The 12637-nt window shown below is 66.1% G+C and carries 12 protein-coding genes; 2 read left to right on the plus strand and 10 right to left on the minus strand.

Going from position 1 to position 12637, the window contains the following annotated elements; translation table 11 throughout:
- Positions 1-25: 25 nt before the first annotated feature.
- From A5704_RS17745 to A5704_RS28440, 6 genes are all read right to left on the minus strand, one after another.
- Positions 26-706, minus strand: a complete 681-nt coding sequence (locus A5704_RS17745; protein WP_067759558.1) for a response regulator — start codon at positions 704-706, stop codon at positions 26-28.
- Positions 703-3270, minus strand: a complete 2568-nt coding sequence (locus tag A5704_RS17750) for a sensor histidine kinase KdpD (RefSeq protein WP_067890182.1) — start codon at positions 3268-3270, stop codon at positions 703-705. The genes A5704_RS17745 and A5704_RS17750 overlap by 4 nt, the downstream gene beginning before the upstream one ends.
- A 12-nt stretch (positions 3271-3282) precedes the next feature.
- Positions 3283-4206, minus strand: a complete 924-nt coding sequence (locus A5704_RS17755; RefSeq protein WP_067890185.1) for a potassium-transporting ATPase subunit C — start codon at positions 4204-4206, stop codon at positions 3283-3285.
- Between the two features lies 1 nt (position 4207).
- A complete protein-coding gene (gene kdpB, locus A5704_RS17760) occupies positions 4208-6358 on the minus strand; it encodes a potassium-transporting ATPase subunit KdpB (RefSeq protein WP_067890189.1) in 2151 nt (716 codons plus the stop codon).
- Positions 6358-8028: a potassium-transporting ATPase subunit KdpA gene (kdpA, locus tag A5704_RS17765; RefSeq protein ID WP_067890194.1), complete on the minus strand. Its 1671-nt coding sequence runs from the start codon at positions 8026-8028 to the stop codon at positions 6358-6360. Before kdpA ends, kdpB begins: the two co-directional genes overlap by 1 nt.
- An 85-nt stretch (positions 8029-8113) precedes the next feature.
- Entirely contained in the window at positions 8114-8221 is a 108-nt protein-coding gene (locus A5704_RS28440) for a potassium ABC transporter ATPase (protein WP_197508504.1), read from the minus strand.
- A gap of 435 nt (positions 8222-8656) precedes the next feature.
- On the opposite strand from A5704_RS28440, the gene A5704_RS28445 reads away from it, so the two are divergent.
- Both A5704_RS28445 and A5704_RS28450 read left to right on the plus strand, forming a co-directional pair.
- On the plus strand, positions 8657-9229 hold the full coding sequence (locus A5704_RS28445) for a DUF6611 family protein (protein WP_156669918.1): 573 nt from the start codon (positions 8657-8659) through the stop codon (positions 9227-9229).
- A gap of 108 nt (positions 9230-9337) precedes the next feature.
- Entirely contained in the window at positions 9338-9493 is a 156-nt protein-coding gene (locus tag A5704_RS28450) for a hypothetical protein (RefSeq protein ID WP_156669919.1), read from the plus strand.
- 115 nt (positions 9494-9608) lie between these two features.
- On the opposite strand, the gene A5704_RS17780 is transcribed toward A5704_RS28450, so the two are convergent.
- The 4 genes from A5704_RS17780 to A5704_RS17795 all read right to left on the minus strand — a co-directional run.
- A complete protein-coding gene (locus tag A5704_RS17780) occupies positions 9609-11129 on the minus strand; it encodes a cell wall metabolism sensor histidine kinase WalK (RefSeq protein WP_067890206.1) in 1521 nt (506 codons plus the stop codon).
- Positions 11126-11899, minus strand: coding sequence for a response regulator transcription factor (locus A5704_RS17785; protein WP_067890209.1), 774 nt, complete (start codon positions 11897-11899; stop codon positions 11126-11128). The genes A5704_RS17780 and A5704_RS17785 overlap by 4 nt, the downstream gene beginning before the upstream one ends.
- A gap of 247 nt (positions 11900-12146) precedes the next feature.
- A complete protein-coding gene (locus A5704_RS17790) occupies positions 12147-12431 on the minus strand; it encodes a WXG100 family type VII secretion target (RefSeq protein WP_046184805.1) in 285 nt (94 codons plus the stop codon).
- A 44-nt stretch (positions 12432-12475) separates the two neighbouring features.
- The coding region (locus A5704_RS17795) for a WXG100 family type VII secretion target (RefSeq protein ID WP_197508505.1) at positions 12476-12637 on the minus strand (162 nt) is incomplete at its 5' end.

The raw sequence follows: 12637 nt of genomic DNA on the forward strand, positions 1-12637 counted from the left end.
CCCCGGGTGCACTCAGGGCGCCCACTCACACCTCGAACCGATACCCCATACCCGATTCGGTCAGCAAGTGCTTGGGCTGCGACGGGTCGTCCTCGAGCTTGCGCCGCAGTTGCGCCAAATACACTCGCAGATAATGCGTTTCGGTGGCGTACGCCGGGCCCCACACCTCCTTGAGGAGCTCTTCGCGGCCGACCAGCTTGCCCCGGTTGCGGACCAAGACTTCCAGCATTCCCCATTCGGTCGGGGTGAGGTGAACCTCGGCGCCGTTCTTGGTCACCTTCTTGGCCGCCAGATCGACGGTGAAGGCGTCCGTCTCGATCACCGGCTGCTCCAGTTCGGACGCCGCGGTGTTGCGCCGGATCGCTGCCCGTAGCCGCGCCAAAAACTCGTCCATGCCAAAGGGTTTGGTGACGTAATCGTCGGCCCCGGCGTCGAGCGCCTCGACCTTGTCCGACGAGTCGGTGCGCGCCGACAGCACGATCACCGGCGCGGTGAGCCAGCCCCGCAGCCCGGCCAGCACATCGATGCCGGAGATGTCGGGGAGTCCGAGGTCGAGGATCACGACGTCGGGCTTGTGCTCCGCGGCAGCGCGCAGCGCGCCGGCGCCGGTGGACGCGGTGATCACCTCGTAACCCCGCACCGACAGGTTGATGCGCAGCGCCCGCAGGATCTGCGGCTCGTCGTCGATCACCAGCACGCGGGTCATCGCGCCGCAACCATCTCCGGCGCGGCCAATTCCACCACCACCGTGAGACCGCCGCCCGGGGTGTCCCCGGCCGCGATCGTCCCGCCCATGGCCTCGACGAAGCCGCGCGCTACCGACATGCCCAGGCCCACCCCCGTGGTGTTGTCGTGATCGCCGAGGCGCTGGAACGCTTCGAAGATCTGCTCCTCGGTCCCGTGCGGGATGCCGGGTCCCTCGTCGATGACGTTGATCAGCACCCGATCGCCGACGCGCCCCGCGTTGACCCGCACCACACAGTTGGGCGCGTACCGCAGCGCGTTGTCGATCAGGTTGGCCAGGACGCGCTCCAGCAGCCCGGCGTCGGCCAGCACCACGGCGTCACCCACGTCGACCTTCACCCGGTCGATGGCGGAGCGGTAGAAACCGGTGGCGCCCTTGCCGATACTGATCAGCGCCCGTTGAACCGTCTCCTCCAGATAGACCCGGCGCAGGTCGGGATGCACCACCCCGGCGGCCAGGCGCGACGAATCGAGCAGGTTTCCCACCAGCGCGGTCAGCTGGTCGATGGACTCCTCGATGGTCGCCAGCAGTTCCGCCGTGTCCGCGGGGGAGAAGGCGACGTCCTCGGCGCGCAGGCTGGACACCGCGACCTTGGCCGCCGCCAACGGCGTACGCAGGTCGTGGCTGACCGCCGACAGCAGGGAACGCCGCAACTCGTCGGCCCGCACGATCGCCTCGGCCCGGCTGGCTTCCTCGGCCAGCTCGCGCTGCCGGATCAGACCCGCGGCCTGCTTGGCCACCGCACTCAGCACCCGCCGGTCGCGGGCCGAAAGCTTGCGGCCCGCCAACAGCATCCAGAATTCGTCGTCGCCGACCTCGATCGCGGTATCGGCGGAATCGACCGTGACACAGGGATCCCGGCCCACGCAGGCGACGACCTCGCCCCGCTTGCCGCCGGCGTGGTCCTCCTCGGCGGGTTCGCGCAGCATGCTGACCGCGCGTTGCGAGTAGGTCTCGCGCACCCGCTCGAGCAGCGTCTCGAGGTCGGCCCCACGCAGCACCGAGCCCGCGAACAGCGTCAGCAGCTCGGCCTCCTGCGAGGCGCGCCGGGCCTCGCGGGTGCGCTTGGCCGCGCCGTCGACCAGCACCGCGACGGCGACCGCGATCAGCAGCAGCACGAGTTCGGTGACGGCGGCATCGGGTTCGGCGATGGTGAAGGTGTGCCGCGGCGCGGTCAGGAAATAGTTCAGCAGCAGGCTGGACAGCACCGCCGAGACCACCGCCGGCGCAACGCCTCCCAGCAGTCCGACCAGCAACACGCCGACGAAGAACAGGGCGCTGTCGCCGCTGGTGCCCAGATACCTGTCCAGCGCTGTCACGATCACCGCGCAGATGAGCGACGGCACGATGAAGGCTGCCAGCCACGACGCCACCCGGCGCTCATTGGGCGCCAGCGATGCCGCGCGAAAGCCGCGTTTGGATTCCTCGTGGGTAACCAGGTGCACGTCGATCTTCGCCGACCGCTCGACGATCGTCGCGCCGATGCCCTCTTCGAAAATGCGTGCCCACCGCGACCGGCGCGAGGTGCCGATCACCAGCTGAGTGGCGTTCATCTCGCGGGCGAAATCGAGTAGGGCCGTTGGCACGTCGTCCCCGACCACGGTATGCAGGGAGGCGTCCAGGCTGCTCGCCAGCTCGCGAATCTTCGCCATCCGCGCGTCCGACAGGCCGGCCAGCCCGTCGCCGCGGATGACGTGCACCACCATCAGCTCGGCGCTGGACTTCGACGCGATCCGGGATGCCCGGCGTACCAGCGTCTCCGACTCGGGGCCGCCGGTGATCGCCACCACGACCCGCTCGCGGGCCTCCCATGTTTCGGTGATTTTGTTTTCGGCGCGGTATTTGGCCAGCGCAGTGTCAACCTGGTCGGCCAGCCAGAGCAGTGCGAGTTCCCTTAGCGCGGTGAGGTTTCCGCGGCGGAAGTAGTTCGACAACGCCGCGTCGATCCGCTCCGGGGCGTAGACGTTTCCGTGGGAGAGCCTGCGGCGCAACGCCTCCGGTGTGATATCGATCAGCTCGACCTGAGAGGCCTGGCGGACGATGGAGTCCGGGATGGTCTCCTTCTGTTCGATGCCGGTGATTTGGGCGACGACGTCGTTGAGGCTCTCCAGGTGCTGGACGTTGACGGTGGAGATCACCGTGATCCCGGCGTCGAGCAATTCCTCGACGTCCTGCCAACGCTTGGCGTTTTTGCTGCCCGGTGTGTTGGTGTGCGCGAGCTCATCGACCAAGACGACTTGGGGCCGACGCGCGAGGACGGCCGGCACGTCGAGTTCGGGGAAGGTGCTGCCGCGGTATTCGATGTAGCGCGGCGGAACGAACTCAATGCCCTCAAGCAGCTCAGCGGTTTTCGCACGGCCGTGGGTCTCGATCACGCCGGCCACCAGGTCGGTGCCGCGTTCCAGCCGGCGATGCGCTTCGCCGAGCATCGCGTACGTCTTGCCCACCCCCGGGGCCGAACCGAGGTATATCCGCAGTTCGCCGCGTTTAGGACGGTGGTCAACGACACTCACGTCAACCATCATCCCCCTATCGCGCTAGCTCGAGACTGGATATTTGTGATCGAGTTGCAGGTTGAGCTGCAACACGTTGACACACGGCTCGCCGAAAAATCCGAGGGTGCGCCCGCTTCGGTTCTGCGCCAACACCTGACGGATCTCGTCGGGGCTGACGTGCCGGGCCTTGGCCACTCTGGCCACTTGGAGGTCGGCGTAGGCCGGTGAGATGTTCGGGTCGAGGCCGCTGCCGCTCGCGGTGACGGCGTCGGCGGGCACGGCGGGGTTGGCGGGTGCGGCGCCGCGGATGGGCACGATCTGACCGATCGTGTAGTCCTCGCCATACTTGGCGCATTCGACCCGCACGCCCTCGTAAAGGGCCAAGAAGGGCGCCGGGACCGCCTGGCAGGGCTCGTTGACGCTGACCACCCGCGTCGGATGGGTGACGTTGCCGCGGGCGTCGCGCGGCCCGATCACCGACAACGCTGCCCCCACACCGCCGCCCGTGCAGAATGGACGAGACCCGTCCACCCCTTCCAGCTGGCCCACCGCGGCGCTGCGCGAGCACACGGTGGTCAGCAGGCTCGGCTTGAAGCCCGCGTCCGAAGCGGACTTGCCGGATGCCAATTGCGCAGGGTCGGCTGGTGTGTCGACGATGCTCTCCGGCCCGAGGTTGCTCGCGCTGGTCGAGAGTGGGTCGTAGCCGGTGCCGGCCGCTGACGGGCGGCTCTGGAAGTACTTCGGCAGCGGGTTGCCGTCCTTATCGGTGAACAGCTGACCGATCAGCCGGCTGCCGACCGGCTTGCCGTCAGAGGTCAGAATCGACCCTTCCGCCTGGTCGTGTAGCCCGGGAATCTGGGCGACCAGCCAGATGAACAGCGGGTAGGCGATGCCGGTGACCAACGTGAGGACCAGCAGCGCGCGGAAAGCCGCCCAATGCACGCGGACGAAATTCGAGAACTTCATGTCAGGACATCCCTGGGACGAATTGAACGATCAGGTCGATCGCCTTGATTCCGATGAATGGGGCCACGATGCCGCCGAGGCCGTAGATATAAAGATTGCGGCTCAACAGCTTTGACGCGCTGCTCGGCGTGTATCGGACACCCCGCAGCGACAGCGGGATCAGCGCCACGATGACGATCGCGTTGAAGATCACCGCCGACAGGATCGCCGACTGCGGGCTGTGCAGCCGCATGATGTTGATCATGTCCAGCCCGGGGAACAACGCGACGAACATGGCCGGGATGATCGCGAAGTACTTGGCGATGTCGTTGGCGATCGAGAAGGTGGTCAACGCGCCCCGGGTGATCAGCAACTGCTTGCCGATCTCGACGATCTCGATGAGTTTGGTGGGGTCGGAGTCGAGGTCGACCATGTTGCCCGCCTCTTTGGCGGCCGACGTGCCGGTGTTCATCGCCACGCCGACGTCGGCCTGTGCCAAGGCCGGCGCGTCATTGGTGCCGTCGCCGGTCATCGCGACCAGCTTGCCGCCCTCCTGCTCTCGTTTGATCAGCGCGAGTTTGTCCTCGGGCGTGGCCTCGGCGAGGAAGTCGTCGACGCCGGCCTCGTCGGCAATCGCTTTGGCCGTCAACGGGTTGTCGCCGGTGATCATGACGGTCCGGATGCCCATCTTGCGCATCTCGTCGAAGCGATCCCGCATGCCCTGCTTGACGACGTCCTTGAGGTGAATCACGCCCAGCACCGCCGCTTCGCCGTCGCGGCTCTCCCCGACCACCAGCGGGGTGCCGCCGCCGGCGGAGATGCCGTCGACGAGCTCGCCGAGCTGCTGGGGCACCTTTCCGCCTTGGCCCCGCACCCATTCCGCGACGGAGCTTGCCGCGCCCTTGCGCAGCTGGTGCCCGTCGATGTCGACGCCGGACATCCGCGTGGCGGCGGAGAATTCCACCCAGTGGGCGTGCGCGAGTTCGCCCGGGGTGCGTGCCCGCAGCCCGAAATGCTGCTTGGCGTAGACGACGATCGAGCGCCCCTCCGGGGTTTCGTCGGCGAGGCTGGACAATTGCGCGGCGTCGGCCAGCTGCTCGTCGGTGACGCCGTCGAGGGGGACGAACGCGCCGGCTTGCCGGTTACCCAGGGTGATGGTGCCGGTCTTGTCGAGCAGCAGCGTGTTGACGTCGCCCGCGGCCTCCACCGCGCGGCCCGACATGGCGAGCACGTTGCGTTGCACCAGCCGGTCCATGCCGGCGATGCCGATGGCGGACAGTAACGCGCCGATGGTGGTTGGAATCAGGCAGACCAGCAGCGACACCATCACGATGCCGGTGACGCCGTTTGTGTTGAGCGCCTGGGTGTCTGGGACGCCGGGATTGTTCATCTTCGAATAGATCGCCAGCGGCTGCAGCGTGGCGACGGCGAAGACGAAGATGATGGTCAGTGCGGCCAGCAGGATGTTCAGTGCGATCTCGTTGGGGGTCTTCTGCCTGTTGGCGCCCTCGACGAGCGCGATCATCCGGTCGATAAAGCTCTCGCCGGGTTTTTGGGTGATCCGCACGACGATTCGATCGCTCAGCACGGTGGTGCCGCCGGTGACCGCAGAGCGATCGCCACCGGACTCGCGGATCACCGGCGCGGATTCGCCCGTGATGGCCGATTCATCCACGGAGGCAATGCCTTCGACGACGTCGCCGTCGCCCGGTATCACCTGCCCCGCCTCGACCACGACTACGTCACCCTGCTGCAGGAGCGGCGCGGCGACCTCTTCCTCGACGGCCGGCGCGCCGGGTTGCCAGTTCCTGAGCCGCCGGGCCAGCGTGTGGGTCTTCGCCCGGCGCAGGGTCTCGGCCTGGGCCTTCCCGCGGCCTTCCGCCACGGCCTCGGCGAGGTTCGCGAAAAGGACGGTGAGCCAAAGCCATACCACGGTCAACCAGGCGAACCAGGTCGGGTCGATGATGGCCAGCACGGTGCTCCAGGTGGCACCGATCTCGACGATGAACATCACCGGGTTGCGCCAGAGGGTGCGCGGGTTGAGCTTGCGCAGCGCGTCCGGCGTCGAGCGCCACAGCATCTTCGGGTCGAGCAAACCGCCCTGCACCCGTTTGGTGTTCGCGGCGGCGGTGGGCTGCGACTGCTCAGCCGGGTCGGCGGTGGTCGCGGTCATCAGTGGATTCCTTCAGCGAGAGGTCCGAGCGCGAGCATGGGCAGGAAGGTGAGGGCCACCAGGATCAGCGTGACGCCGGCGACCATGCCGACGAACTGTGGCCGGTGAGTGGGCAGCGTGCCCGCCGATTCAGGTGTCTGGCCCTGCCTGGCCAGCGAGCCGGCCAGGGCGAGCACGAGCACGATCGGCAGGAACCGGCCGAAGACCATGGCCAGCCCCAGGGCGGTGTTGTACCAGTTGGTGTTGACACTGATGCCGGCGAAGGCCGACCCGTTGTTGTTGGCGGCGGAGGTGAACGCGTAGAGGACCTCCGACAATCCGTGCGGGCCCGAGTTCAGCATCCCCGCGCGTTCGCCCGGCAGCGCCATCGCGATCGCGGTGCCGGTGAGCACGATCAGCGGCGTGACCAGGAAATAGCTTGCGGCGAGCTTGATCTCGCGGGGGTTGATCTTCTTGCCGAGGTATTCCGGCGTGCGCCCGACCATCAGTCCGGCGACGAACACGGTGATCACCGCGAGGATGAGCATGCCGTAGAGGCCCGAGCCGGTGCCGCCGGGCGCGACCTCGCCGAGCTGCATGTTGAACATGGTCATCATGCCGCCAAGGCTCGTGTAGCTGTCGTGGAACGAGTCGACCGCGCCCGTGGAGGTGAGCGTCGTCGAGTCGGCGAAGACGGCGGAGTTGGCGACGCCGAACCGCTGCTCTACGCCCTCCATGGCCGAACCGACCGCGGTCGGCACCGTGCCGTGATGCTGCAGCTGGAACCACATCATGAAGGTCACGCTGATGGCGTACAGCGAAGCCATGACGGATGCGATCGCGTAGCCCTGCTTCGTGCTGCCCACCATGCGCCCGAACGTGCGCGGCAGCGAGAAGCTGATCACCAGCAGCAGGAAGATCTCCAGCCAGTTGGTCCACCGGGTCGGGTTCTCGAACGGGTGGGCGGAGTTCGCGTTGTAGAAGCCGCCGCCGTTGGTGCCCAGCTCCTTGATGGCTTCCTGGCTGGCGACCGGGCCGCCGGTAATTGTTTGCTGCGTGCCACCGAGGGTGTTGACGACCTGGTCGTGCAGGTGGAAGTTCTGAATGGCGCCACCGGCGACGAGCACGATCGCTCCGACAATCGAAATCGGCAGCAGGATGCGAAGCACCGTGCGCACCAGGTCGACCCAGAAGTTGCCCAGCTCGCCGGTGCGCCTGCGGGCGAATCCGCGCACCAGCGCGATCGCGACCGCCATCCCGACGGCGGCGGAAACGAAGTTCTGCACCGCCAGCCCGGCCATCTGCACCAGGTGACCCTGCGTGGACTCGCCGGAATAGGCCTGCCAGTTGGTGTTGGTGACGAAGCTGACCGCAGTGTTCCACGCCAGCCCCGGAGTCATCTGCGTGGCCGGGTCGTGCAGGTGCAGCGGCAGCTTGCCCTGCACGAGCTGGAACACGAACAGGAAGAGAATGCTGATCGACGAGAACGCCAAGACGCTGCGCGCGTAGGCGCCCCACGTCTGCTCCGAGCGGGCGTCGACACCGATCAGCCGGTAGATGATCCGCTCGACATACGAGTCCTTGTCCGAGGTATACACCCGGTACATGTAGTCGCCGAGGGGCACGTGCACCAGCACCAAGGCCACGACGAGGACGAGCAGGAAGATGACGCCCGCAGTTGTTGTGCTCACTAGAACCTCTCCGGGAACAGCAAGGCGCACGCGAGAAACAGTGCCAGAAGGACGGAAAGCGCCAAGCCGACGATGTTTTCGTAACTCACAGCCGCTCGACCAGCTTCTGAACCGTGCCGAGGATGGCGAACACCGCCACCGTGAGCACGATGTACACCAACACGCCCATCTTGTCTCCGTTCGGGCCGATCACGTGCATACGAAAGGGCCTCATCGAGCTAGCCGCAGCGCTTTCTCGGAGGCAAGGTCAGCTTGAAGTTAGTTGGGGCGGGTCCGATAGGGCCATTGGTTGACACTTTTCTTACGGTGGCCCAGGGCTCCCTTACGGTTTTTTTACGCACGTTCGTTCGAACCTGCCAGCAACTCCCGCCCGGCGACGTCCGGACCGACGGCGGCACGTTTTTTCATCTCAGCATCGGAGTAGGTGTCCCCAATCACGATGACGGACAGGAGTTTTGAGGACCTCCACGGCGGCCGGCCTCGTCAATCGCAAGCTCTGGCATTGGCCGGTGCTTTTGCCGATCCTGCGCACCGGGTCGATTAAGGTTCCGTAAACATTGGCGCCCCGGACGTATGGATGCCGTTGTCATCCCGGCACGTGCCGTGCTTTCGGCGTAGACCGAAATTCATGCGTGATCGCCAACACCGAACCGTCGAACGCGGCGTTACCGAACCACCACAGGGGAGAGCAGCCGCGCCGCCGTGGTTCTCGCGCCTGCTCGACGGTGACCACCTTTGGGGATCGTATGGGGCGGCGGTCAGCCAGTACGGGGTTCGCCGCTACAACCTCATCGTCTATCCGCCCGGAACCAGTACCACCGACCGGCGGCTGGCGAGGCTGTGGCGTGCATGGCCGCTAACCGCTGCCGCGTTGATGCTGTTGTGCGTCATGGTGTTGGGCAATGCAATGGACTCACCCGATACCGTGCTGACAGTCGCTGCGGTCGCCTACCTGAGTATCAGCATGCTCCTCTTTTTCCGGGCCGGGCCTCCCCGTGTTCGAGCTAGGTCGATGTCGATCATCCTCATGCCCAACACCGTCGACGTGCAGGAGCTGCGCAGGTACGCCCAATGGCGGACGTTGGTCGACATGCTGATCAAGGCCGACCGCATGCTGACGACTCATGCGATCTCACCGGTCGAGCATGAGGCCGTCTGGTGGGATGCCTACGACCGTGTGGCAGAGATCGAGCATGTCTGATGCGCTGACACAGAACCTCAGGCGTCCAGGTATCCGGTGTCCGTCCAATCATTGGGCCGCAGAACCTGCTGCTCTTGCCAGCGACGATATTGGCCACTGACGGCCGATGTGCAATCCAAGCTGGATGTAGACGAATCACTGGCCGAGGCCAGCGGTGGTTGGATCACCGCGTTGACCCTCGGAAAGATGCAGCGCTGGTTCATAACCCGCGTGCTCGCGAACGAGAAGCTCAGCGCTTACCTCGTCGATTCTGCGTTGCGTTGAAAACGACAGAGCCGATGTGATGTCCAAGCGAACCGACGAGAAGCGCGCTTGTCGGAGGAAGAAGCCAATCGCGGCAAGCGGCCGGCCTCGGGCAAGCACACGTGAATGCCGGGTTTCAGCGGCTGCCGGGTCTTTCGGTCATCGGGATCCGGACGCGGAAAACCGTTCTGCCCTCGGTGGATTCGGCGGTTACGGAGCCGCCATGCGCCTTGACTATCGAACTGACGATGGCCAGGCCCAGCCCGGTGCCCGTTCCGTTGAGCCTCGAGTTGTCCGCCCGGGCGAACCGTTCGAACAAGCGGGGGAGAAGCTCCGGGTCGATGCCCGGTCCGTCGTCGGCCACGGTCAGCTCCGCACATGGCGCCTCGGCACCATCGCGGCGGCAGGCGATCGCGGTCGTGACGGTGACCCCGGGCGGGTTGTGCACCCGGGCATTGTTGAGCAGGTTGCTGACCAGCTGATGCAACCGCGCATGATCCCCACGGACCCACACCGGTTCCGCCGGTAGGTCCTTCACCCAGTGGTGCATCGGCGCCGCGACCGCCGCGTCGTTGACGGCGTTGCCGACGAGCTCGGCGAGGTCGACGTCCTCGCTCTGCAGGTCTTGCCCTTCGCCCAGGCGCGACAGCAGCAGCAGCTCGTCGACCAGCAGCGTCATGCGCCGCGCTTCCGACTCGATGCGGGCCAGCGCATATTCGGTGGTCGGGGGCAACTCCGAACTGTCCTGGCGGGTGAGTTCGGCGTACCCCTGAATCGCGGCGAGGGGGGTCCGCAGTTCGTGGCTGGCGTCAGTGATGAATTGACGCGTTCGCAGATCGGATTCGGCGCGCTGCGCCAGCGCACTGTCGACGTTGTCGAGCAACCGGTTCAACGTGTGGCCGACGATGCCGACCTCGTTCTGCTGGTTGGTGTCACGCGGCCGCACCCGGACACTGATTCGGTGGTCGTCGTCGGCGAGCGGCATGGCGGCGACTTCCGCAGCGGTGGCCGCCAACCGGCGCAATGGGCGCAGGGTGTAGCCGACGACCCAAACGGTGAGCCCGGCGGTGACCGTCAACGCCGCCGCGATCAGCAGGGTGGTGGTGAGTTGTTTGCGGGCGATGATCTGGTCGGCGAGGTTCAGCGAGACGCCGGCGATCAGCACGTCCGATCCATCGACGTGGCTCTTGAGCCGGTAATACCCGAGGCTGCCCAGGTTTTCGGTCCGGGGCGGGCCGTTTGCCCACGATTGCGCCTCGACGGCGCGCACCACGTCGGCGGGTGCGGGCCGCGCTTCGGCTTCGGAGAACACCGCCGACCCGATCACGGCGCCTTCATGCAGCACCACGATCAGGTTTCCCGGCGTCTGATCGGTGAACTGCAGCATCGCCTCCGGCAGTGGCTTGGCACCGACGGCCGGATCATGTTCGCCCCGAACGTATTTGTGATACGAATGGCCCAACGCGTCCAACGACTCGGCGACGTCGGCGTCGCTCATCGCGGTGACGTAGCCCCGCAGGCTCAGCACGGAGACGATGCCGACCGTCATCAGCACCACGCTGACCACGGCGAGGACGCCCAACAAAAGCTGGCGGCGTAACGAATGGGGCAGCCACCGCGGAAGATCGCCGGACAGGGCGTCCCGGGCCCGGCTCATTCCGGGGGCCGCAACATGTATCCCACACCGCGCACGGTGTGAATCATCGGTTCCCGGCCGGAATCGATCTTTTTCCTCAGATAGGAGATGTAGAGATCCACGATGCTGGTGCGCCCGGCGAAGTCGTAGTTCCACACGCGGTCGAGGATCTCGGTGCGGCTCAGCGCGCGGCGGGGATTGCGCATCAGGAAGCGCAGCAGTTCGAACTCGGTTGAGGACAGCGATATCTGCGTGCCGCCCCGGCTCACCTCCCGGCTGGCGGTGTCCAGGCGCAGGTCGCCGACATTGAGGGTTTCGGCCGCGGGCGGCGTCTGCTGACCGGAACGGCGCAGTAACCCGCGCAGCCGCGCCACGAGCTCTTCTAGGCTGAACGGCTTGGTCATGTAGTCGTCGGCGCCCGCGGTCAGACCGGTGACCCGGTCCATCACCGAATCCCGCGCGGTCAGGAAGAGCGTCGGGGTGTAGGTGTCCGATTGGCGGACGCGTTCCAGGATCCGCAGCCCGTCGACATCCGGCAGCATGATGTCGAGCACCAGCACGTCGGGATTGACCTTATCGAACTTGGCCATGGCCTCGCGTCCGTTGTGGGCGATGTCGACCACCCAGCCCTCGTAGTGCAGCGCCATCTTCACCAGGTTGGTCAGCGCCGGCTCGTCATCGACCAACAGGACCCTGATCGGCGATCCATCGGCACGGTAAATCCTGGGCAGCTGCCCGAGGATGGCCTGGCGGGGGCGCTGGCCACCCGCATAATCCGACATTGCGGTCATGTTCCTACATTCTGGCAAGACGCACACCCAACTGTCACGGAGTTCATAGAGTTCTCAAATGTGCGCGGGCAGCGAAGCAACTCGACGGGTGATCCCAGTTATCCAAAAGCGTTGCTTCGCATGGTCGTTGAATGTCGCAGTGCGGCGGTCCGGTTTCGCACAGCACCCCGGCGCATCAGAGTTGCCCGGGGCAGCCAAAAGGGCCCGCACACCGTGGTGTGCGGGCCCTTCGAGTGAAGAGGCGGTGTCAGGCCCAGCTGGACCCGACGGCGCTGTCGGTGCTGGCCATGTTGTTGCCGGCGCTTTGCACCTTCTGCCCGTGGGCGTTGGCCTGCTCGTAGATCACCTGGAAGTTGCGACCCAACTGGGTGATGAACTCCTGGCAGGCCACCGAACCGGCGCCACCCCAGAAGTCACCCGCAGCGAGCACATCGCGAACGATGGCCTGGTGCTCAGCCTCCAGAGACGCGGCCTGGGCGCGGATCAAGGCGCCGTGGGCGTCGACATCGCCGAACTGGTAGTTAATGGTCATTGCTTAGCTCCTTAGAAGTGTTGGATAGCAGTGGTTTTCGGCTGCTAGCTGCTCAGGATCTGCTGCGAGGCCTGCTCTTGCTGCTCGTAGTTGTTGGCGTCGCGGATAAGTCCGTCGCGCACTCCGTGGAGCATGTTGACGATGTTGCGGAAGGCCTGGTTGACCTGGCCCATGGTGTCGTACGAGGTCGCCTGCGCCTGGCCGCT

The organism is Mycobacterium sp. E735 (assembly GCF_001666955.1).
In the GTDB taxonomy this organism is placed as follows: Bacteria; Actinomycetota; Actinomycetes; order Mycobacteriales; family Mycobacteriaceae; genus Mycobacterium.